This is a genomic window from Zhihengliuella flava, assembly GCF_015751895.1.
Classification (GTDB): Bacteria; Actinomycetota; Actinomycetes; order Actinomycetales; family Micrococcaceae; genus Zhihengliuella; species Zhihengliuella flava.
In genome coordinates, this window is the sequence record NZ_JADOTZ010000001.1 from 2,382,602 (window position 1) to 2,402,534 (window position 19,933).

General features: G+C 64.9%; 27 protein-coding genes and 2 pseudogenes. 21 read left to right on the top strand and 8 right to left on the bottom strand.

The features are described 5' to 3' along the window. Positions 1–2: 2 nt before the first annotated feature. The 21 genes and pseudogenes from rpmC to truA form a co-directional block, all read left to right on the top strand. Positions 3–233 (top strand): annotated as a pseudogene (gene rpmC, locus IW252_RS10945) (50S ribosomal protein L29); the annotation flags it as partial. Positions 234–247: 14 nt separating this feature from the next. Next, entirely contained in the window at positions 248–538 is a 291-nt protein-coding gene (rpsQ, locus tag IW252_RS10950) for a 30S ribosomal protein S17 (RefSeq protein WP_196836582.1), read from the top strand. Positions 539–900: 362 nt separating this feature from the next. Further along, positions 901–1,269, top strand: coding sequence for a 50S ribosomal protein L14 (gene rplN, locus IW252_RS10955; protein ID WP_196836583.1), 369 nt, complete (start codon positions 901–903; stop codon positions 1,267–1,269). 3 nt (positions 1,270–1,272) lie between these two features. Then, a complete protein-coding gene (rplX, locus tag IW252_RS10960; RefSeq protein WP_196836584.1) occupies positions 1,273–1,635 on the top strand; it encodes a 50S ribosomal protein L24 in 363 nt (120 codons plus the stop codon). Continuing rightward, positions 1,635–2,204: a 50S ribosomal protein L5 gene (gene rplE / locus IW252_RS10965; protein WP_196836585.1), complete on the top strand. Its 570-nt coding sequence runs from the start codon at positions 1,635–1,637 to the stop codon at positions 2,202–2,204. Before rplX ends, rplE begins: the two co-directional genes overlap by 1 nt. 63 nt (positions 2,205–2,267) lie before the next feature. Next, positions 2,268–2,666 carry a 30S ribosomal protein S8 gene (gene rpsH, locus IW252_RS10970; RefSeq protein ID WP_196836586.1) on the top strand — a complete coding sequence of 133 codons (399 nt, stop codon included), beginning with the start codon at positions 2,268–2,270 and terminating at the stop codon, positions 2,664–2,666. 20 nt (positions 2,667–2,686) lie between these two features. After that, entirely contained in the window at positions 2,687–3,223 is a 537-nt protein-coding gene (gene rplF / locus IW252_RS10975) for a 50S ribosomal protein L6 (protein WP_196836587.1), read from the top strand. Positions 3,224–3,225: 2 nt separating this feature from the next. Further along, the gene (gene rplR / locus IW252_RS10980) at positions 3,226–3,597 is read left to right on the top strand and encodes a 50S ribosomal protein L18 (RefSeq protein WP_196836588.1); all 372 of its coding nucleotides are present in this window, start codon (positions 3,226–3,228) and stop codon (positions 3,595–3,597) included. Beyond that, on the top strand, positions 3,594–4,286 hold the full coding sequence (rpsE, locus tag IW252_RS10985) for a 30S ribosomal protein S5 (protein ID WP_331271519.1): 693 nt from the start codon (positions 3,594–3,596) through the stop codon (positions 4,284–4,286). The genes rplR and rpsE overlap by 4 nt, the downstream gene beginning before the upstream one ends. A 5-nt stretch (positions 4,287–4,291) precedes the next feature. Then, entirely contained in the window at positions 4,292–4,498 is a 207-nt protein-coding gene (gene rpmD, locus IW252_RS10990; RefSeq protein WP_196836590.1) for a 50S ribosomal protein L30, read from the top strand. 2 nt (positions 4,499–4,500) lie between these two features. After that, on the top strand, positions 4,501–4,956 hold the full coding sequence (gene rplO, locus IW252_RS10995) for a 50S ribosomal protein L15 (protein ID WP_196836591.1): 456 nt from the start codon (positions 4,501–4,503) through the stop codon (positions 4,954–4,956). Between the two features lie 197 nt (positions 4,957–5,153). Then, the gene (gene secY / locus IW252_RS11000) at positions 5,154–6,458 is read left to right on the top strand and encodes a preprotein translocase subunit SecY (RefSeq protein WP_196836592.1); all 1,305 of its coding nucleotides are present in this window, start codon (positions 5,154–5,156) and stop codon (positions 6,456–6,458) included. Next, positions 6,455–7,027 carry an adenylate kinase gene (locus IW252_RS11005; protein ID WP_196836593.1) on the top strand — a complete coding sequence of 191 codons (573 nt, stop codon included), beginning with the start codon at positions 6,455–6,457 and terminating at the stop codon, positions 7,025–7,027. Before secY ends, IW252_RS11005 begins: the two co-directional genes overlap by 4 nt. Before the next feature lie 122 nt (positions 7,028–7,149). After that, complete coding sequence (gene map, locus IW252_RS11010) at positions 7,150–7,980, top strand: type I methionyl aminopeptidase (protein WP_196836594.1); 831 nt, start codon at positions 7,150–7,152, stop codon at positions 7,978–7,980. A 215-nt stretch (positions 7,981–8,195) separates the two neighbouring features. Next, the gene (gene infA, locus IW252_RS11015) at positions 8,196–8,417 is read left to right on the top strand and encodes a translation initiation factor IF-1 (protein ID WP_102159551.1); all 222 of its coding nucleotides are present in this window, start codon (positions 8,196–8,198) and stop codon (positions 8,415–8,417) included. A gap of 111 nt (positions 8,418–8,528) precedes the next feature. Continuing rightward, positions 8,529–8,642 carry a 50S ribosomal protein L36 gene (gene rpmJ / locus IW252_RS11020; protein ID WP_102159552.1) on the top strand — a complete coding sequence of 38 codons (114 nt, stop codon included), beginning with the start codon at positions 8,529–8,531 and terminating at the stop codon, positions 8,640–8,642. A gap of 151 nt (positions 8,643–8,793) precedes the next feature. Next, positions 8,794–9,162, top strand: a complete 369-nt coding sequence (rpsM, locus tag IW252_RS11025) for a 30S ribosomal protein S13 (protein ID WP_196836595.1) — start codon at positions 8,794–8,796, stop codon at positions 9,160–9,162. A 50-nt stretch (positions 9,163–9,212) separates the two neighbouring features. After that, a complete protein-coding gene (gene rpsK, locus IW252_RS11030) occupies positions 9,213–9,614 on the top strand; it encodes a 30S ribosomal protein S11 (RefSeq protein WP_196836596.1) in 402 nt (133 codons plus the stop codon). Between the two features lie 176 nt (positions 9,615–9,790). Beyond that, entirely contained in the window at positions 9,791–10,801 is a 1,011-nt protein-coding gene (locus IW252_RS11035; RefSeq protein ID WP_196836597.1) for a DNA-directed RNA polymerase subunit alpha, read from the top strand. A gap of 85 nt (positions 10,802–10,886) precedes the next feature. Beyond that, positions 10,887–11,357 (top strand): annotated as a pseudogene (gene rplQ / locus IW252_RS11040) (50S ribosomal protein L17); the annotation flags it as partial. Between the two features lie 107 nt (positions 11,358–11,464). Then, positions 11,465–12,385: a tRNA pseudouridine(38-40) synthase TruA gene (truA, locus tag IW252_RS11045; protein ID WP_196836599.1), complete on the top strand. Its 921-nt coding sequence runs from the start codon at positions 11,465–11,467 to the stop codon at positions 12,383–12,385. A 20-nt stretch (positions 12,386–12,405) separates the two neighbouring features. Here the strand turns inward: truA and IW252_RS11050 are convergent, their stop codons facing one another. The 8 genes from IW252_RS11050 to IW252_RS11085 form a co-directional block, all read right to left on the bottom strand. Next, positions 12,406–13,305: a type II secretion system F family protein gene (locus tag IW252_RS11050; RefSeq protein ID WP_196837240.1), complete on the bottom strand. Its 900-nt coding sequence runs from the start codon at positions 13,303–13,305 to the stop codon at positions 12,406–12,408. Between the two features lie 13 nt (positions 13,306–13,318). After that, entirely contained in the window at positions 13,319–14,269 is a 951-nt protein-coding gene (locus IW252_RS11055) for a type II secretion system F family protein (protein ID WP_196836600.1), read from the bottom strand. Beyond that, positions 14,266–15,816, bottom strand: a complete 1,551-nt coding sequence (locus IW252_RS11060) for an ATPase, T2SS/T4P/T4SS family (protein ID WP_196836601.1) — start codon at positions 15,814–15,816, stop codon at positions 14,266–14,268. The genes IW252_RS11055 and IW252_RS11060 overlap by 4 nt, the downstream gene beginning before the upstream one ends. Next, positions 15,813–17,009 carry an AAA family ATPase gene (locus tag IW252_RS11065; RefSeq protein ID WP_196836602.1) on the bottom strand — a complete coding sequence of 399 codons (1,197 nt, stop codon included), beginning with the start codon at positions 17,007–17,009 and terminating at the stop codon, positions 15,813–15,815. Before IW252_RS11065 ends, IW252_RS11060 begins: the two co-directional genes overlap by 4 nt. Next, entirely contained in the window at positions 17,006–17,776 is a 771-nt protein-coding gene (gene cpaB / locus IW252_RS13740) for a Flp pilus assembly protein CpaB (protein ID WP_196836603.1), read from the bottom strand. The genes IW252_RS11065 and cpaB overlap by 4 nt, the downstream gene beginning before the upstream one ends. A gap of 65 nt (positions 17,777–17,841) precedes the next feature. Beyond that, positions 17,842–18,873: a TadE/TadG family type IV pilus assembly protein gene (locus IW252_RS11075; RefSeq protein WP_196836604.1), complete on the bottom strand. Its 1,032-nt coding sequence runs from the start codon at positions 18,871–18,873 to the stop codon at positions 17,842–17,844. Beyond that, entirely contained in the window at positions 18,861–19,256 is a 396-nt protein-coding gene (locus tag IW252_RS11080; RefSeq protein ID WP_196836605.1) for a TadE family protein, read from the bottom strand. The genes IW252_RS11075 and IW252_RS11080 overlap by 13 nt, the downstream gene beginning before the upstream one ends. Positions 19,257–19,337: 81 nt before the next feature. After that, positions 19,338–19,547, bottom strand: coding sequence for a Flp family type IVb pilin (locus tag IW252_RS11085; RefSeq protein WP_196836606.1), 210 nt, complete (start codon positions 19,545–19,547; stop codon positions 19,338–19,340). Positions 19,548–19,933: the final 386 nt, after the last annotated feature.

Below are 19,933 nucleotides of genomic sequence, written 5' to 3' on the forward strand. Positions count from 1 at the left end.
GAATGGCAATTGGATCCAAGGATCTTGCTATCGAGAAGCTGGAAGGCCAGAACAATGAGGCCCTCGTCGAGGAGCTGAAGAAGGCCAAGGAGGAGCTGTTCAACCTCCGTTTCCAGTCGGCCACCGGCCAGCTGGAGAACCACGGTCGTCTCAAGGCTGTCAAGCGCGACATCGCCCGCATCTACACGGTGCTGCGCGAGCGCGAGCTGGGCATCCGCGAAGACGCATCCGCAGAGGACGCCAAGTAATGAGCGAGAAGGAGAACGCAGTGGCTGAGCAGGCAGAAGCCCGCGGTTACCGCAAGACCCTTCGCGGGTACGTGGTTTCCGACAAGATGCAGAAGACCATCGTCGTGGACGTGGAGGATCGCGTGAAGCACTCCCTCTACGGCAAGGTCATGCGCCGCAACAAGAAGGTCAAGGCTCACGACGAGCAGCAGACCGCCGGCATCGGCGATCTGGTGGTTATCGCCGAGACCCGTCCGCTGTCCGCGGATAAGCGCTGGCGCTTGGTCGAGATCGTCGAGAAGGCTAAGTAAGGCCTCCCGACACCTCGATTTTTTCAGAGACGACGCCGGTCCCAACCCTCAGGGGATGGGGCCGGCGTTGTTCTATATCACGGGTTTGGTGATGGAAGCCAACATCGTCTAGACTTGTAAATCTGTGCGTTCTGCGTGCCCGGACTATCCACCCTGGTGCGCAGACATTCGTGTGAGAGCCGATTTTCGGTGAACCCACGGCATGGCCCTGGGGCATTCGCCTCGGCCCTGCCTCACTCATAGCAGCTGCCACTGAAGGCGTGCCGCGCTGTTTCGAGGTGGGGGTAAGCGCTAGTCCCGGGTGGTACATATCCGTTCCGCAAGGCTCTATTCGAGAACCAGCGAGACGACAGGAGCAAATAGTGATTCAGCAGGAGTCGCGACTCAAGGTTGCTGACAACACGGGTGCCAAGGAAATCTTGACCATCCGCGTTCTCGGTGGCTCTGGCCGTCGCTACGCAGGCATCGGCGACACGATTGTCGCCACCGTCAAGGATGCAATTCCTGGCGGCAACGTTAAGAAGGGCGACGTCGTCAAGGCCGTCATCGTCCGCACGAAGAAGGAACGCCGCCGTGCGGATGGTTCCTACATCAAGTTCGACGAGAACGCAGCTGTGATCCTCAAGAATGAGGGCGAGCCGCGCGGTACCCGTATCTTCGGGCCGGTCGGGCGTGAGCTTCGCGACAAGAAGTTCATGAAGATCGTTTCGCTCGCTCCGGAGGTGCTGTAACTCATGGGTGCAAAGATCAAGAAGGGTGACCTCGTTCAGGTCATCACCGGTGCCAAGCAGGACCGGGGCGGCGACCTCGGCAAGCAGGGCAAGGTCCTGAAGGTGTTCACGGCTGAGAACCGCGTTCTCGTCGAGGGCATCAACATCATCACCAAGCACGTCAAGGCTGGTCAGAACGCCTCGGGTGCCGCCACCGGCGGCATCGAGAAGGTTGAGGCACCGCTGCACGTTTCCAACGTCGCGGTCGTTGACCCGGAGACCAACAAGCCGACCCGCGTCGGTTTCCGCGAGGAGACCGTTGAGAAGGACGGCGTGCAGAAGACCGTGCGTGTTCGCTACGCCAAGGCTTCCGGAAAGGCTCTCTAATGACTGATGCAGCTGTGAAGATCCAGCCGCGCCTGAAGGCCAAGTACCTCTCCGAGGTCCGCGAGGCACTCCAGGGCGAGTTCAACTACGCGAACGTCATGCAGGTTCCTGGCCTGACCAAGGTCGTTGTGAACATGGGTGTCGGCGAGGCCGCCAAGGACTCCAAGCTCATTGAGGGCGCCGTCCGCGACCTGACCGCCATCACCGGCCAGAAGCCCGTGGTGACCCGTGCCCGCAAGTCCATCGCTCAGTTCAAGCTGCGTGAGGGCATGCCGATCGGTACCCACGCCACGCTGCGCGGCGACCGCATGTGGGAATTCGTTGACCGTCTCGTGACTCTGGCCCTGCCGCGTATTCGCGACTTCCGTGGCCTGAGCCCGAAGCAGTTCGACGGCAACGGCAACTACACCTTCGGTCTGACGGAGCAGGTTATGTTCCACGAGATCGACCAGGACAAGGTTGACCGCACTCGTGGTATGGACATCACCGTGGTGACCACCGCCAAGACTGACGACGAAGGCCGTGCGCTGCTGCGCGCCCTGGGCTTCCCGTTCAAGACCGAAAACTAGAAACACTACGTTGCAGGTCCGCCGCAGTAGCGGATACCACAACGAGGAAGGGCAGAAGCCCACATGACTATGACAGATCCTGTCGCAGATATGCTGACTCGTCTGCGCAACGCCAACTCGGCTTTCCACGACTCGGTGACCATGCCGTCGTCGAAGCTGAAGATTCGCGTTGCGGAGATCCTGAAGCGTGAAGGCTACATCGCCGAGTACGTGGAAGAGGCAGCAGAGGTTGGCAAGAAGCTGACCATCACCCTGAAGTTCGGCCCGAACCGCGAGCGTTCCATCGCTGGCCTGCGCCGCATTTCGAAGCCGGGCCTGCGCGTGTACGCGAAGTCCAATAACCTCCCGCACGTATTGGGCGGCCTCGGCATTGCCATCCTGTCCACGTCCTCCGGTCTGCTCACGGACCGCCAGGCAGCCAAGAAGGGTGTGGGTGGGGAAGTCCTCGCCTACGTCTGGTAACGGGAAGGGAGAACAGACACATGTCGCGTATTGGAGTACGTCCAATCACCATCCCGTCCGGCGTTGAGGTCAAGGTTGACGGCAATGACGTCACCGTGAAGGGCGCGAAGGGCGAGCTGGTCCAGACGATTTCGCCGATCATGTCGATCGAAATCGAAGACACCACCCTGACGGTCCGCCGTCCCGACGAGACCCGCGAGGCTCGTTCGCTGCACGGCCTGACTCGCACCTTGATCTTCAACATGATCCAGGGCGTGACCGAGGGCTACAGCAAGAAGCTGGAAATCCACGGCACGGGTTACCGCGTGGTCGCCAAGGGTACGGACCTGGAGTTCGCGCTCGGCTACTCGCACCCGATCACGATCAAGGCTCCGGAGGGCATCCAGCTCGCCGCGGAGGGCACCAACAAGGTGATCGTGTCCGGTATCAGCAAGCAGCGCGTCGGTGAGGTTGCAGCCAGCATCCGCAAGCTGCGCCGCCCCGATCCCTACAAGGGCAAGGGCATCCGCTACGAAGGCGAACGAATCCGCCGCAAGGTCGGAAAGGCTGGTAAGTAATCATGGCTATCGGAATTAAGGGCAAGAGCAAGTCGGCCGCTCGCGGTCGTCGCCACCTGCGCCTCCGCAAGAAGGTTACGGGTACCGCCGTCCGTCCGCGCCTCGTCGTGAACCGTTCGGCCCGCCACATGTTCGTCCAGATTGTCGACGACAACAAGGGCATCACCGTGGCCTCGGCCTCCACCATGGAAGCCGACCTGCGTGCGCTGGACGGTGACAAGACCGCCAAGGCCAAGCGCGTTGGCGAGCTCGTCGCCGAGCGCGCCAAGGCTGCCGGCGTTGAGACTGTCGTGTTTGACCGCGGCGGTAACAAGTACCACGGCCGCGTGGCCGCGGTTGCCGACGGCGCACGGGAAGGTGGTCTGGCACTGTGAGCGAAGCAACTAACGAGAAGGAAACCCAGGTGTCTGAAGCTACTGAGCAGACCGCCCAGGCGGAGAACACCGGTGGACGTCGCGGCGAGGGCCGCGGCCGTGGCGAAGGCCGTGGCCGTGGTGAGGGTCGTGGCCGTGGCCGCGATTCCCGCGATAACCGCAACGATGACAAGGACAAGTTCCTTGAGCGCGTTGTGACCATCAACCGCGTTTCCAAGGTCGTCAAGGGCGGCCGTCGCTTCAGCTTCACCGCACTCGTGGTGGTGGGCGACGGCAACGGCCTCGTCGGCGTTGGCTACGGCAAGGCCAAGGAAGTTCCCTCGGCCATCGCCAAGGGTGTCGAGGAAGCGAAGAAGAACTTCTTCCGTGTTCCGCGCGTCGGCACCACCATCCCGCACTTGGTGCAGGGCGAGGCCGCTGCCGGCGTCGTACTGCTGCGCCCGGCTGCACCGGGTACCGGCGTGATCGCCGGCGGCCCGATTCGCGCCGTGCTCGAGTGCGCTGGTATCCACGACGTCCTGTCCAAGTCCATGGGCTCGGCCAACCAGATCAACATGGTGCACGGCACCATCGCTGCTCTGAAGGGTCTCGAGGAGCCGGCGTCCGTCGCCGCTCGCCGTGGTCTGGCCATGGACGAGGTTGTGCCGGCCCCGATGCTGCGCACCCTCAACGAGAAGGCAGGTGCTTGAACCTCATGGCGAAGAACCTGGTCCCCAGCGACGCAAAGCTGGAAATCACCCAGATCAAGTCCACCATTGGTGGCAAGCAGAACCAGCGCGATACCCTGCGTTCGCTCGGTCTGAAGCGAATCGGCCACACCGTGGTCCGCGACGCCGACGCCGTGACCGTGGGCATGGTCAATACGGTTCCGCACCTCGTGAAGGTTGAGGAGGCGAAGTAATCATGGCAGAGAAGGACAACGCACTAAAGGTTCACCACCTGCGTCCGGCCGAAGGCGCCAAGACCGCAAAGACCCGCGTGGGTCGCGGTGAGGCGTCGAAGGGTAAGACGGCAGGCCGCGGTACCAAGGGCACCAAGGCCCGTTACCAGGTGAAGGCAGGCTTCGCGGGCGGACAGTTGCCGCTGCACATGCGCCTGCCGAAGCTGCGCGGCTTCAAGAACCCGTTCCGCGTCGAGTTCCAGGTCGTGAACCTGGACAAGATCGCGGAGCTCTTCCCGGAGGGTGGCGACGTGACCGTCGAGGCCCTCGTGGAGAAGGGTGCGGTTCGCAAGAACCAGCCGGTCAAGGTGCTCGGCACCGGCGAGATCTCCGTCAAGGTGGACGTGAAGGCTGACGCCTTCTCCAAGTCCGCTGCGGAGAAGATCGCTGCTGCTGGCGGATCCACGACCGCGCTCTAAGGTCTTGGACCTCAGCTAGACGAAAGGCCCTCGGGCTCATGGACAATGTCCTGAGTCTGGGGGCCTTTTCTCGTCCGGCGAACATTTCAGGAAGTTTTTCATACCTCGGCCGTCTGACGTGAGTGACAGCTCACGGTTACCGGTAGACTCGAGTAGTCCATTCGGCCGAAGCCGGTTCACTGTTTTCAGGAGGACGCTTGTTTAGCGCCATTGCCCGGGTATTCCGGACGCCTGACTTGCGACGCAAGTTGTTGTTCACGCTAGGGATCATTGTGATCTATCGCATCGGAGTCTTCATCCCGACTCCCGGTGTCGACTACGGCAATGTGCAGCAATGCCTCGCGTTGGGTAATACCACCGGAGGCGTGTACGACTTCGTCAACCTCTTCAGTGGCGGCGCACTGCTCCAAGTCTCCATCTTTGCGATGGGCATCATGCCGTACATCACCGCAGCGATTATCGTGCAGCTGCTGCGTGTGGTGATCCCGCGCTTCGAGGAGCTCCACAAGGAAGGCTCGAGCGGGCAGGCCAAGCTGACCCAGTACACGCGCTATCTGACCATCGCGCTCGCCCTGCTGCAGGCCACCACTTTGGTTTCCCTGGCCCGCAGCGGCTTGCTGTTCGCGGGATGCCAGTTGCCGGTGGTTCCCGACGACAGCCTCGTGGTGATCCTCTTGATGATCCTGGTGCTGACCGCAGGTACCGTCACCATCATGTGGATGGGTGAGATGGTCACCGAGAAGGGCATCGGCAATGGCATGTCCATGATGATCTTCGTGTCGATCGCGGCCGGCTTCCCGGCGTCCATGGGCAATATCTTCCGTGCGCAGGGATGGGCCATCTTCCTCGCCGTCATCTTGATTGGCCTGGTCACCATCGCCGCCGTCGTCTTCGTCGAGCAGTCCCAGCGCCGGGTTCCAGTCCAATACGCCAAGCGCATGGTGGGCCGCAGGACCGTGGGCGGCTCGTCGACGTACATCCCGATCAAGGTCAACATGGCCGGCGTCATTCCCGTCATCTTCGCCTCGTCGATGCTGGCGCTGCCGACGATGCTGGTTCAGTTCAACACCAACGACGACGGCACGCTGCCGGGCTGGGCGGAATGGGTTTCAGTCAACCTCAGCACCTCGAGCCCGCTGTACATGGCGATCTATGTGCTGATGGTCATCGGTTTCACCTACTTCTATGTTTCGATCACCTTTAACCCCACTGAGGTGGCGGAGAACATGAAGAAGTATGGTGGTTTCATCCCTGGTATCCGCGCCGGGCGTCCGACCGCGGAGTATCTGCAGTACGTCATCAGCCGAATCACGTTCCCAGGTTCCATCTACTTGGGCATCATTGCGCTCACCCCGCTACTCGCGATCGTGCTGATCAATGCAGACCAGAACTTCCCATTTGGTGGTATTTCGATCCTCATCATGGTGGGTGTGGGTCTTGAAACCGTCAAGCAAATCAATGCTCAGATGCAGCAGCGACACTACGAAGGACTTCTGCGATGACACGACTTCTCATTGTGGGCCCCCCAGGCTCGGGCAAGGGCACCCAGGCAGAACGCATCTCCGAGAACTTGGGCGTGGTGGCCATCTCCACCGGCGACATCTTCCGCGCGAACGTCAAGGGCGGGACCCCGCTGGGCCTCGAGGCCAAGAAGTACATTGACGCTGGCGACTTCGTCCCGGACTCCGTGACCAACAACATGGTCCGCGATCGTCTGGCGCAGGAGGACGTCGCCGATGGATTCCTCCTCGATGGCTATCCGCGGACGTCGGCCCAAGTGGACGAACTGGACTCCATCCTCCAGGACAACGGTCAGCAGCTCGACGCGGTCCTCATGCTCACGGTGGACGATGAAGAACTGGTCACGCGCCTGCTGAAGCGTGCCGAGATCGAGGGGCGTGCCGACGACACCGAGGACGTCATTCGCCACCGTCTCGCCCTCTACCATGAGCAGACGGCGATCGTCGTCGATCGCTACCGGGAACGCGGGATTGTGCGCGAGGTCAACGGCCTCGGTGAGGTCGACGAGGTCACCACCCGTCTCGTCAACGCGCTGGGCAACGACGCCTAAGCAACATCCGTGTCACAGCCGGCAGCTCCCGCTCCCACCAGCGGGGGCTGCCGCCGTCGTTCCGCCACCTATTGCCGCACCGCGGCAGGGGAGCGGCGAGTAACTAGTGAAGGGCCCACAGCATGAGCTTCCGCTCGTCCAAGATTGAATACAAGACCAACGCGCAGATCCTCAAAATGCGCGAGGCAGGCCTGGTGCTTGCCGAGGCGTTGGATACGACCGTCGCCGCCGCGGCGGCGGGGATGACGACGGCCGAGCTCGACGCGATCTTCGAATCCGTCATCACCAAGCACGGCACGACGAGTAACTTCAAGGGATACCACGGCTTTCCGGCGACCATCTGCGCGTCCGTCAACGAGGAAGTCGTGCACGGGATCCCGGGCAGTCGGGTGCTCCGTGACGGAGACGTCCTGAAGATCGACGGCGGCTGCATTGTGGACGGGTGGCACGCCGATTCGGCGCGCACCGTGATCATCGGTGAGGCCGACCCGGCCGATCAGCGCCTGTCTGAGATCACCCAAGAAGCCATGTGGGCCGGGATCGCTGCACTCGCCAACGCACGGTTTGTCGGTCAGATCGGCGAGGCGATTGACGACTTCGTCTCCGGCCAGCCGGGCGAGCCGCTCGGCATCCTCGAGGACTACGTGGGCCACGGCATCGGCTCCGAAATGCACATGCCGCCGGATGTGCTCAACTACCGTTCGGGTCATCGGGGCCCTCGCGTGAAACCGGGCATGGTTCTGGCCATCGAGCCGATGCTGGTGCGCGGCAGCATCGAGACCGCTGTGCTGGACGATGACTGGACGATTGTCACCACCGACGGTTCCCGCGCCTCCCAGTGGGAGCATTCCGTTGCGGTGACCATGGGCGGCATCTGGGTGCTCACGGCACACGACGGCGGTGCCGAGCGCCTGGCGAAGTACGGGGTCACGCCTTCGCCGATCCTCACCTAGATCCCGTTGGTCCGAGGCTCGTGTTGGCCTGTGGCGGAGGTCGCAGACATTGGATTTCTGTTTAACGTCTGAAAACGGTAGGCTTGATTGTTGGTTGTCTCTATGTCTGTGCCCAAAAATGTTGCGGTTCGCCTGCGGCTGGGGCAGAGGCGGGGAGGGCCAGTAACTATCAGCGCCGGGAGCACCTGCCACCGGCACAAACGTTAGCGGAGGATATGGCCAAGAAAGAGGGTGTCATCGAGGTAGAGGGCACCGTGTCGGAAGCTCTTCCCAACGCGATGTTCCGCGTTGAGCTGCCGAACGGACACGTCGTGCTTGCCACTATCTCGGGCAAGATGCGTCAGCACTACATTCGAATCCTTCCCGAGGACCGGGTCGTGGTTGAACTCAGCCCATACGACCTGAACCGCGGCCGCATCACCTACCGCTACAAGTAAAGACTTCCCGCACCCGCGAAGGGCGCTCACCACCTCGGTGGAGGGCGAGATTCGCGGGCGCGGTTCGTGTTTACTGCTCCACTTCTAACCACATCGCAAAAGGAAGATGCCTTGAAGGTCAACCCTAGCGTGAAGCCGATCTGCGAAAAGTGCAAAGTGATCCGCCGTCGTGGCGTGGTCATGGTGATCTGCGACAACCCGCGCCACAAGCAGCGCCAGGGCTAATTCCCCTCACGGGAACCCTGCGCGTAGTCAGTACATCGGCAGCACAGCATCCACTACGCGGGATGCACACCCCCGGCACGGAGGCCGGGGACCGGGAAACCGGGCCGTGCTGCTCCACACCTCCGAATTCAAGAACAGGAAGACAACCACTATGGCTCGTCTCGCTGGCGTAGACATCCCGCGCGAGAAGCGCGTGATCATCGCGCTCACCTACATCTACGGCGTGGGTAGCACCCGTGCAGCACAGACCCTGGACGCTACGGGAATTGACCCGAGCATCCGCGTTAAGGACCTCGACGACGATCAGCTGCTCAAGCTGCGCGAATACATCGAAGGCAACTTCACCGTCGAAGGCGACCTCCGCCGCGAAGTGGCAGCCGACATCCGCCGCAAGGTGGAAATCGGCTCCTACGAGGGCATCCGCCACCGCAAGGGCCTTCCGGTCCGCGGTCAGCGCACCAAGACCAACGCGCGCACCCGCAAGGGCCCGAAGCGCACCGTCGCCGGTAAGAAGAAGTAAGACCGCGCTCTCGCGGCACACTTAAGCCAAAGATTTCGTAGGAGTAATCAATGCCCCCTAAGACTCGTGGAGCGGTGCGCAAGCCGCGTCGCAAGGACAAGAAGAACATCACCCTGGGCCAGGCCCACATCAAGTCGACCTTCAACAACACCATCGTGTCCATCACGGATCCGACCGGTGCTGTTATCTCCTGGGCTTCCGCCGGTGAGGTTGGCTTCAAGGGTTCGCGTAAGTCGACTCCGTTCGCCGCGCAGACCGCAGCGGAGTCCGCTGCCAAGCGCGCTCAGGAGCACGGCATGAAGAAGGTTGACGTCTTCGTCAAGGGCCCGGGTTCGGGCCGCGAGACGGCGATCCGCTCGCTTCAGGCCGCTGGCCTCGAGGTCGGCTCCATTCAGGACGTGTCCCCGAGCGCTCACAACGGCTGCCGCCCGCCGAAGCGCCGCCGCGTCTAAGTTGCTTCTCAGCGGCGGGTGCCCCGCCGTCGTCGTACCGTGCACACGGAACGACGACGGCTGGCACCGGCCGGAGCGTCAACTCACTTCAAAGACGGACGCCGGCCCACGGCAGACGTCGTTTCCACCCACATGTGTTGCGTCATATAGCGGACGCTCGCTGAAAGGAAATGTAAGTGCTTATTGCACAGCGCCCCACCCTCACTGAAGAAGTAGTCTCAGACAACCGTTCCCGGTTCACGATTGAGCCGCTGGAGCCGGGCTTCGGCTACACCTTGGGCAACTCGCTCCGCCGCACGCTGCTGTCCTCGATTCCTGGTGCCGCTGTCACCAGCATCCGGATCGACGGCGTGCTGCACGAGTTCACCACCGTTCAGGGTGTGAAGGAGGACGTCACCGAGCTGGTCCTCAACGTCAAGAACTTGGCCGTGTCCTCGGAGCACGACGAGCCGGTCGTCGCCTACCTGCGCAAGCAGGGTCCGGGTGTCGTGACGGCAGCTGATATCACCCCGCCGGCCGGCGTCGAGTTCCATAACCCGGACCTGCACATCGCGACCCTGAACTCCGATGGCAAGTTCGACATGGAGCTGACGATCGAGCGCGGCCGCGGCTACGTCTCGGCAGCCCAGAACAAGAGCGTTGACTCGGAGATCGGCCGTATTCCGGTCGACTCGATCTACTCTCCCGTTCTGAAGGTCACCTTCCGCGTGGAGGCGACCCGTGTTGAGCAGCGCACCGACTTCGACAAGCTGATCGTCGATGTGGAGACCAAGGAGTCGATCGTCCCGCGTGACGCCGTCGCTTCCGCCGGCACCACCTTGGTGGAGCTGTTCGGTCTCGCCCGCGAGCTGAACTCGGCCGCCGAGGGCATCGAGATCGGTCCGTCGCCAAGCGATCAGGCCCTGGCCGCTGACATGCAGCTGCCGATCGAGGACCTGGACCTGACCGTCCGCTCCTACAACTGCCTCAAGCGCGAGGGCATCCACACTGTGGGCGAGCTCGTGGCGCGGTCCGAGGCGGACTTGATGGACATCCGGAACTTCGGTGCCAAGTCCATCGACGAGGTCAAGGCGAAGCTGATCGACCTGGGTCTGAACCTGAAGGATTCCCCTCCCGGTTATGACCTCGCCGCGCACGCTGCTTCGATCGAAGAAGACGACGCCGAACACGGTGACGAAGAGGCCTAAGGCCCTTCACCCCCATTAGTAGTTTTTCGTCCGATGCTCCCGCCGCGAGGCGCGGGTATGCGGACATCACTTGAGGAGAAATACCATGCCTACCCCCGCTAAGGGCCCGCGTCTCGGCGGCGGTGCCGCACACGAGCGCCTGATGCTCGCCAACCTGGCAGCCCAGCTGTTCGAGCACAAGCAGATCACCACCACGGTGCACAAGGCCAAGCGCCTGCGCCCCTACGCAGAGCGTCTGGTCACGTTCGCCAAGCGCGGCGACCTGGCCTCGCGCCGCCGCGTGCAGGGTGCCATCGCGTCCCGCAGCCGCACCAACAAGTCGATCGTTCACGAGCTGTTCGAGAACATCGCACCGGTCATGGCTAACCGCGACGGCGGCTACACCCGCATCACCAAGATTGGCAACCGTAAGGGCGACAACGCCCCGATGGCCGTCATCTCCCTGGTGATGGAGCCGGTGTCCCCGAAGCAGGCCGTCGTGGCCGAGGCCGAGAAGGCCGCTGAGAAGGCCGCTCCGGCCTCCGAGGCTCCGGCACAGGAGACCGCGGAGACCAAGGAGGACTAAGTCCCTCCGGTACGTCGCCCGCTGGCCCGTGCCGTTGTTCCCGACAGGGAGCGGCGGCACGGGCCAGGGTCGTTAACGGAGCTTTTAGAATGGCAGTCATGACTTCGCACGATGCCCTGCACTCGGCCGGTTTCACCGTGGCCGAGGGCGCTACTGAGCCGGCGCTGGTGCGCCTCAAGGTGACCCTCGCCTACGATGGCTCCGAGTTCTCCGGCTGGGCTCGCCAGCCCGGCTTGGCCACGGTCCAGGGGCGCGTCGAGGACGGGCTGGAGCTCCTCATTCGCCGGCCCGTGCGGATCACCGTGGCCGGGCGGACCGACGCGGGGGTCCACGCGCGCGGTCAGGTGATCCACTTCGACCTCACCTCAGCCGAATTCGAGGGGCTCTCCCGCGGCCGCGACTTGCCTCCGGCACAGGCGCTGACCCGCCGACTCAGGGGCGTGCTGGCCCGGCACGGACAGGCCATTCTGATTCGGAGCGCCGAGGTGGCGGATCCGGGCTTTGACGCGCGCTTCTCCGCCCTCGCGCGGCGTTATTCCTACCGGATCGCCGATGGAACCGAGCAGTGGGACCCCCTCACCCGGGGACTGACCTTGTGGCACCCCGAGAAACTGGACGTCGCGGCGATGAACGAGGCGACCGCCTTGGTCCTCGGCCGGCACGATTTCCTGTCCTTCTGTAAACCCCGAGCGGGGGCGACGACGATCCGCACGCTCGAATCTTGGGGCTTCGAACGCGCTGGGGACGGCATCATCACGGTGCGTCTCGAGGCTGATGCGTTTTGCCACAACATGGTCCGCGCACTCATCGGCGCGAGCCTCAAGGTCGGCTCCGGGGCTCAGGATCCGGCGTGGCTCCGGCAACGCCTCGTGGCCCAAGTGCGCGATTCGCATACCGTGCTGGCTCCTCCGCATCCCCTCGTCCTCGAGGACGTCCTGTATCCGGAGGCGGCGGAACTCGCCCGCCGGGCGGAACAGACCCGCGCCCGCCGGTCGCCGGGGGACACGCAGCCGCTGTAGGCCTCGGAGCGCCGGGCGGGTTAGGGGCCCAGCCGGGCGGAGTCGAGAATGCCGCTCTCAAGAATATTAATCACGGCCGGCCCCATCACCACGATGAAGATCGTGGGAAAGATGAAGAACAGCAACGGGAAGAGGATCTTCACGGGCAGCTTCATGGCCTTCTCTTCCGCGCGTTGGCGCCGCTTGACGCGCATCTGCGCGGCCTGAGTGGCCAGCACCCGGCTGATCCCGATGCCGTAGCGGTCCGCCTGGGTCACCGCCCGGACGAAGGACGCCAGATCTTGGCAGGTGCTGCGGTCGGCCATGGCTTGATAGGCCTCGCTGCGCGACCGCCCAACCTGCATTTCCTGAAGCGTACGGGACATCTCCTCGGCCATCGGCCCCGTGCCCCGCGCAGCAACGCGTGACATAGCCTGCTCGAGTCCCAGCCCGGCCTCGACGGAGATCAGTAACTGGTCCAGCACGTTCGGTAGCTCCAACTGCAAGGCTTCTTGGCGCTTGAGCGCAGCGTTGAGCAGGAGCAGGTCCGGCAAGAAGTATCCGAGCGCCACGAGCAGGATCCACGCCAACACCGTGGCCGGGGCGGGAGAACTCCAGACGACGAGCCCGCCGAGGCCGAAGCCCGCGATGGCCAAGAGCGGCTTGGCGCTGAGGATCCGCTCCAGCGGCCATGCGGCGGGCCGTCCAGCGCGTGCGAGCTGCCGGTCCAAGCCAGCAGCGTAGGTGCCCGGCGTGAGCCGGCGAGCCAACGCGAGGAATTCACCGCCCCGGGCCGCGGGCGCCGCGTCAGGCGAGCTGACGCGCGTGAGGTTTTGTTGGACCAGTGAGACTGACCGTCGGTCGACGGCGATCAGCCCGTACGTGAGGACCGCTACGGGCACCACCGTTAGCACTAGGGCCAGCCATCCAAACCACGTCATCGTTGTCACGCCCCTAAAACTCGATCCGAATCATCCGATGCAGCACGATCGAGCCGATGATGATCAGCAGCGCGCCGACGACCAGCAGCAGGATCCCGATCGGGTGGCTGACCAACGTCCCGACGTAGTCGGGGTTCATCACGGACATGATGGCGGCGAGGGCGAAGGGCAGCGCGATGAGGATGTAGGCGGAGATGCGCCCTTCGGCCGAGAGGGCCCGGACCTGCCCCTTGATCTCGGCCCGTTCGCGAATCGTTTGACCGACCTGATCGAGGACGCGGGCTAGATCCCCACCGACCTCACGGTTGATGCGGATGGCCTCAGCGACCCACGCGAAGTCCTCCGAACGCATGCGCGCAGCGGCTTCCTGCATCGTGATTTCCAGATTCCGGCCCACCCGGGCCTCGTTGACGACGCGGCTGAGGACTTCGTTCATCGGAGCAGCGAACTCGCGGGCCGCGCCGTCGAGTGCGCGTACCACCGAGTGCCCTGCGCGGAGGCTGCCAGCGAGCGTCATGAGGAGGTCCGGCAGCTGATCGTCGAACGCGGAGCGCCGCCGTTCGGCACGCACCCGGAGGGTGACGAGCACGGCGACCGGAGCCGCGGCGACACCGAGGAGGGCCGCGATGAAGCCGCCCAGCACCCATCCGGCTGTGCCCGCCACGACGGACGCGATGATCGTCAAAACCATCATTTCCGCTGGCGCCCGGCGGATCCCAGCGTCCTCCAGCGCATCGGCGCCCAGCCAGCCACCGCCGTTGGCCCCGATCCGGGTGTCCACGGCGGTCACGGCGGCCTGGCCCAGCCGGGCCATCGGCGAGGAGGAACCCACCGTCGCCGTGGGACGCCGTCGTTCCCTAGGGACCAACGAGGTGGCGGGTCGTAGCAACACGAGCACCGCGAGCGCGAGGGCCGCCACGGAGCTCGCGAGCCCGCCGAGCAGGAACCACGCTGCGCCGTTCATCGCGGGCCCGCCTCGAACAGGCCCATCGGCAGCCGCACGCCAACGTCCTTGAAGTGCTCCACGAACCGTGGCCGGACACCCGTGGAGATGGGGCGGCCCAGAAAGCGGCCCTGCTGGTCCACGCCGGCCGAGAAGTCGAACACGAAGGCGTCCTGCAGCGTGACGACGTCGCCCTCCATGCCCTGGACTTCCGTCACATGGGTGACGCGGCGGCTGCCGTCGCGCAGGCGGGCGAGGTGGACCACCACGTCGACGGCGGAAGCGATCTGCTCACGGATGGCGCGCAGCGGCAGGTCCATTCCGGCCATGAGGACCAGTGTTTCTAGGCGGGCGATGGCATCCCGCGGCGCGTTCGCGTGGACCGTGGAGATGGAGCCGTCGTGGCCGGTGTTCATGGCCTGCAGCATGTCGAGTGACTCGCCGCCGCGCACCTCGCCGACAACGATTCGGTCCGGCCGCATGCGCAGCGAGTTCCGCACCAGGTCGCGGATGGTGACGGCGCCGCTGCCCTCAATGTTGGGGGGCCGCGATTCCAGCCTGACCACGTGGTCTTGTTGCAGTTGGAGCTCGACGGCGTCCTCGATGGTGACGATCCTCTCGTCGTTCGGGATGAAGGAGGACATGACGTTCAGCAGCGTGGTTTTGCCTGTGCCGGTCCCGCCGGAGATGACGATGTTCAGTCGGGCCTGGACACACGCGCGGAGCAGGTCCGCGATCTCCGGGCTCACGGTCCCGTAGCCGATGAGGTCCGACACCGTGAGCGGCACCGCGCCGAACTTGCGGATGGTCAGGCTGGGGCCGTTGACAGCCAGCGGCGGGATGATGGCGTTGACGCGGGACCCGTCCTCGAGCCGGGCGTCCACCAAGGGCGAGGACTCATCGATGCGGCGCCCGACGCGGGAGACGATCCGCTCGATCACGCGGCGCAGGTGATCATCGGTGCTGAAGGACTCGTTCACTGCGGACAATCGGCCGTGGCGCTCCACGAAGATCTGTTCGTGGTGGTTGACCATGATCTCCGTGACGGTGGGGTCATCGAGCAGGGCCTGCAGCGGGCCGAGGCCCAGGACCTCGTCGCCCACCGTGCGGATGAGTCGCCGCCGCTCCTCAGGCGTCAGTGGAACTTGTTCGGCATCGATGGCCCGGCTGAGTTCGTCCCGGGCGAGGGCGCGCAGGGCGTCCTCGCTCAGGCTTGGGTCGCTCATGCGCGAGCCGAGGCGCTGGAAAAGCGTCTCAGCCACCCGCGCCTTGAGGCCGGAGAGCGCGTCGGGCGCCCGCGGGCCAGAAGCCCGGGGCTCAACAGGGGAGACCGAGGCGGATTCCTGGGCCGAGAACGCCGAGGCTGGGGACGCGGGGGAGCCGGGGCCAGGATCGGTTGGTTGCAGCGGGCTGGCAGCGGAGGGCAGCGCCGCCTCGTCGGACCCGGCCGTGTGGTGGGAGGGTGCGACGCCGTCGGCTGGGCCGAGCGGGTCGGGCGCGCCCTGCGCGGTGGGCTGGATGGGGTCCGTTGTGCCCCGGATGGTCTTCAGCCGGTCGGAGAGTTTCATGAGATGACCTCCCGTCGATGCTGTTGGCGCAGTTGCGCCCGTTCTTCCGTGTCGAAGCGCTTGACCAGCTTGGTCAGGCCCCGCCAGGCGCCGTCGTGCCGCCCCTCGGCCACGTGAGGTACGCCGCGATTCGTGCTCAGCGGCAGGGTGCGGGACCGCGGGATCACCACGTCAACGGGCGTTCCGAGGCTGGACTCAATGTCAGCGACCGTCAGACCGCTGCGCTTGTCCGCGAAGTTCAGGACGGTGTGCCGGCCTCGGGGGAGTAGGTCCAATTCGCGGAGCACGGACTGCGCCTCGGCCATGCCCCGGACGCTGGGCACGTCCATGCCGCACACCCACACCGCCGCCGTCGCCCGTTCTAGAGCGGTGAGGAGGTGTTCTCCGAGGCCAGGTGCCGTGTCAACGACCACGAACTCGAACTCGGTGGTCAGCTGATCGATCAGGTTGCCGATCTGCGTAGTGCTTAGTTGATCCCCATCGCTCGGCGTGCGCGGTCCGCACAGCGCGTAGATGCCCTGTTCCGTCCGGCTCAGGTACGCCTTCAGGACCATCGTGTCGTGCGCCGCCGAGTTGTAGACGGCATCGGTGATGACGTGCTTCGGGTCGATATTCAGCGCGGTGGCCACATCGCCGAACTGCAGGTCGAGATCCACGATGACGACCTTTTGCGGGGTGAGGCTATTCAGCCCCACCGCGAGGTTCGTGGAGACAGTGGTCTTGCCAACACCTCCCTTCGGGGACATGACGAGGACGACGTCGCCGCGGCGCCCACCGCTCTCCGGTTCGGTGCGCTGCCGGCGGCGTTCCGCGAGGTGGCAGGATCGTTCGAGCGCCACCCGGAGCTGGTCGCTGTCCACGCCCGCGGGGAGCACCTCGCGGATACCGGCGCGCATGGCCGACCGCAGCACGTCCGGGTCCTGAGCCGCCTCCGTCACGAGGATCACGGCCACGTCCGGTGCGATGCCGGTCAGTTCCGTGGCCCGCAGCAGCGCCGCCTCGAGCGGGACGTCCGCTCCCAGCAGCACGGCGTCGGTCGGCTCCCCGATGCTTCGGCGCAGGATGTCGGCGGCCGGCGCGGCGAGTGCGGAGGCGCTCAGCCGGTAGCAGGTGCCCGGGAGAACGCCGTCGGCGGCGTGGATGACGCGAGGCTCTAAGGTGTTCGAATCCGAGATGATGAGGAAGCGGCTCATCGGAGCACCTCCTGCACGTCCCAGTCCTGGACCTCGGCTTCCGACGTGCTCTCGCTCTGCTTGGTCAGCCACGTCAGGCCGAAGTCCTGCGTGAAGATGATGCGGCCAGCCTGATCCGCGTCGACCGCGAAGGTCACGAACGCAGAGCCGCTCGGCAAGGCGGACACGCCGTCTGGGGCCACCGCGTCCGTTTGCTGCGGCGTCGCGATCTGCACGCCCGTCACCAAGACCTGCTCCATGAGCAGGCTCGTCCGATCCACCGTCGTCGTCCCGTCCGCTTGCGTGTCCGATTCCTCGGCGTCGGTGATGCGGAGTTCGTAATTGCCGTAGATCGCGACCCGGTCCCCGGCGCGGATCTTGCCGCCGACCACGCGGGCGGGGTCGAGGACCACGGTGACCTCCTGCAGGCCCGCGGGGACCGACACCGTGCCGGGTTCCAGCTGCTCCTCGGGGTCCACCAGCTTGGTCTCCAGCAATTGTTCGCCGGCTAGCAGGGGGTGGGCGAGCACCAGGCCCTGCTGACCATCGAGGCTGCTCAGGGCTCCCTCCGCCACGGCCGTCGCCGGCAGCGTGGAGGCTTCGAGGTACTCGCCGAGATCCTCGACGGCGGTCCCCTCCGGGGCATCGACGACGGCGACAAGCACCTCCTGCGGGTCCAAGCCGTCCTGGGCGCGGCGGTCCGCTGCGCCCACGTAGGCGAAGAGCAGTACTGCGCCCACGACGGCTAAGACGAAGGCGGCGATGCCGCCGATGATTCTGCCGTTCACTGGTCCCCCTCAATGTTGGCGCCCTGCGGACGCGATGCTGGTTGGTGAGTCCTGGTGAGATGCCGTTACTCGATGAGAGCGGGCGGAACGGTGACGCCGTAGTCAATCCCGCCGCCTCCGCCCAGCTCGTCCGGCTCGTAGATCTCCACGAATTTTCCGTAGACGCCGCGGCAGCTGCCCGTGCACCCGGCGGGGAGGGAGGCGTTGTTGGGGTATTGGTCCGGCGATCCACCGCCGGAGAACTTCCACGCCTCGATCTCGAAGGCGGCCACGCCGGTGATTTCCCATTCGACGTTGGAGCCGGTGAGGCCGTTCGAATCGGAAATAACGGGGAAGTACACCGTGGTGGCGCCCGCGGCGTCGATGGCGGTGATCCAGTCCTCCAGCGTCTCTTGGCAGATGGCCTTGACCCCGCCCGAGGCCGGCATGGAGTTACCGGTGTCGCCGGGGTACATCACGCCGTCGTCCACGTCGATGTGGACCTCGCAATTGCCGTCCGGGTCCAGCCAGCCCCAGTTGCCCGGGATGGCGTTGCCGTGGGGGTTGCAGGGGCTGGCGGCGTACGTCAGCCAGCCGGCCGTGTCGCTTCCCGAGGCGAGGAAATCCGCTAGGGCGCACTCTGAAAAGGCGAGCGGAAACGTGAAGTCCCCGATGGTGGGGCCACCCCAGGCCGCGACGGCCCGGGCGCGGACGCCCACGGTGTCCGTGCCGAAGAGTTGACCGAACCAGACGGCGGACCCATTGGCGTCGGGGCCGCCCGCCTCGCGGGCCTCGGTCACCACGGTGACCGTCTGGGCGGACAAGTCGATGGTGGTCAGCGCGGCGGCGGCGCCGTCGGCAGCATTCGCCGCCGAGAGGGAGGAGCCTAACGCGGAGTCGGTGGTGCAGTCCGGTGAGGCGGCGTCGGCCGCGCAGGCGTTCGCGACGCCGAGGGCCGCTGCGTCGGCCCCATTCTGTAGCTCCGCGCGGTCCCAAAAAAGCTTGCCGACGTCGACCGCGAGGGCCACAAAAAGGAGCAGGATGATCATGAGTCCCGCGACCAGGACGGAGGATCCTCCGCGCTCGCCGGCCCACTCACGGTGCGTTAGCCTTCGCATTGCATGGCCCCCTTGGCGCCGATCTGTGCGGGTAAGGGGAAGAGCCCCAGCAGGGCGTCGTTGGCGCCCGCAATGGTCACCGTGACGGTGGTGCCGGCCGGGCATCCCGCGGTGGAGGCTACGGCGGAGTCGATGGTCAGGGTGGGGGAGCCGGCGTTGGCGACCGACAGTAGGTCAAAGCCGGGCTCGTCGTGATGGAGCACGTGGGCCCTCGCGGCAGCGCGCGCGCCCTGCGTGGCGGAAATCTGTTGGTTGAAGTACCAGGCGTACTCCAGTACCCCAAAAATCAGCGTGAGGAGAATCGGGACGATCAAGGCGAACTCGACGGCCGAGGCGCCGGATTCGGCGCGTGGCCGGCCGGTTCGGTGCTGTTGCGAGCCCATGATGCTCCTCACGCTGAAATGGGTCGGTCCCGGGGCGGGGCCATGGTTGGCCCCGGCCCAAGGGCCTGCGGTGTCGTTGACCTACGGGACGAGCGCATCCAGTTCTGCTCCGATGCGGATCCAAAGTTCATTGAGCGCTCCGGTCATGACTCCGGCGCCGATCAGGACGACCAGCGAAATGATGCCGATGGTTAGGCCGTATTCGACGGCGGTGGCGCCCTTTTCGTCGCGGCGCAGGCGGGAGCCCAGCGTCTCGAGCGCGAGGTAGATGTTGGCGAGGAACGTGTTCATGGTGCTAACCCCTGTCAATCGGTGGCGTCACTGCCGCGGCGCCGGTGGTGCGGATTCTGGATGAGGGGAGTTGCGGAGCCTTCCCGTTGCTGGGTGGCGCGTGACCTGGCTGGCCGGCCCGCACGGTCCCCGACCGCTGCGTCTGATTTGGGACAGTAGGAGTGTTCCGCGGGGCTGTCTAGGGATACGAGGGCTTTGGAATTTCTCACCAACAGGTTGTTTTAAGTAATTTGCGCGGAGAGGTATTGGTCGTGGATTATTCACGACATACTTCGGGAAATCTTGAGAATGTCGGAAACGCGCTTCAGTTGAAGGTTTATGTACTGGACGACAGGGATGACGATGCGGCCAGGCATCTGGCGCTTGCGGTGCTTGCCTGCCACGAG

Bases quoted from the DNA above. Each gene is read 5' to 3' on its own strand.
- rpsQ (WP_196836582.1), top strand. From the start codon at position 248: ATGAGCGAGAAGGAGAACGCAGTGGCTGAGCAGGCAGAAGCCCGCGGT.
- rplX (WP_196836584.1), top strand. From the start codon at position 1,273: ATGGGTGCAAAGATCAAGAAGGGTGACCTCGTTCAGGTCATCACCGGT.
- rplE (WP_196836585.1), top strand. From the start codon at position 1,635: ATGACTGATGCAGCTGTGAAGATCCAGCCGCGCCTGAAGGCCAAGTAC.
- rpsH (WP_196836586.1), top strand. From the start codon at position 2,268: ATGACTATGACAGATCCTGTCGCAGATATGCTGACTCGTCTGCGCAAC.
- rplF (WP_196836587.1), top strand. From the start codon at position 2,687: ATGTCGCGTATTGGAGTACGTCCAATCACCATCCCGTCCGGCGTTGAG.
- rplR (WP_196836588.1), top strand. From the start codon at position 3,226: ATGGCTATCGGAATTAAGGGCAAGAGCAAGTCGGCCGCTCGCGGTCGT.
- rpmD (WP_196836590.1), top strand. From the start codon at position 4,292: ATGGCGAAGAACCTGGTCCCCAGCGACGCAAAGCTGGAAATCACCCAG.
- rplO (WP_196836591.1), top strand. From the start codon at position 4,501: ATGGCAGAGAAGGACAACGCACTAAAGGTTCACCACCTGCGTCCGGCC.
- IW252_RS11005 (WP_196836593.1), top strand. From the start codon at position 6,455: ATGACACGACTTCTCATTGTGGGCCCCCCAGGCTCGGGCAAGGGCACC.
- map (WP_196836594.1), top strand. From the start codon at position 7,150: ATGAGCTTCCGCTCGTCCAAGATTGAATACAAGACCAACGCGCAGATC.
- infA (WP_102159551.1), top strand. From the start codon at position 8,196: ATGGCCAAGAAAGAGGGTGTCATCGAGGTAGAGGGCACCGTGTCGGAA.
- rpsM (WP_196836595.1), top strand. From the start codon at position 8,794: ATGGCTCGTCTCGCTGGCGTAGACATCCCGCGCGAGAAGCGCGTGATC.
- rpsK (WP_196836596.1), top strand. From the start codon at position 9,213: ATGCCCCCTAAGACTCGTGGAGCGGTGCGCAAGCCGCGTCGCAAGGAC.
- truA (WP_196836599.1), top strand. From the start codon at position 11,465: ATGACTTCGCACGATGCCCTGCACTCGGCCGGTTTCACCGTGGCCGAG.
- IW252_RS11050 (WP_196837240.1), bottom strand. From the start codon at position 13,305: ATGACGTGGTTTGGATGGCTGGCCCTAGTGCTAACGGTGGTGCCCGTA.
- IW252_RS11055 (WP_196836600.1), bottom strand. From the start codon at position 14,269: ATGAACGGCGCAGCGTGGTTCCTGCTCGGCGGGCTCGCGAGCTCCGTG.
- IW252_RS11060 (WP_196836601.1), bottom strand. From the start codon at position 15,816: ATGAAACTCTCCGACCGGCTGAAGACCATCCGGGGCACAACGGACCCC.
- IW252_RS11065 (WP_196836602.1), bottom strand. From the start codon at position 17,009: ATGAGCCGCTTCCTCATCATCTCGGATTCGAACACCTTAGAGCCTCGC.
- IW252_RS11075 (WP_196836604.1), bottom strand. From the start codon at position 18,873: ATGCGAAGGCTAACGCACCGTGAGTGGGCCGGCGAGCGCGGAGGATCC.
- IW252_RS11080 (WP_196836605.1), bottom strand. From the start codon at position 19,256: ATGGGCTCGCAACAGCACCGAACCGGCCGGCCACGCGCCGAATCCGGC.
- IW252_RS11085 (WP_196836606.1), bottom strand. From the start codon at position 19,547: ATGAACACGTTCCTCGCCAACATCTACCTCGCGCTCGAGACGCTGGGC.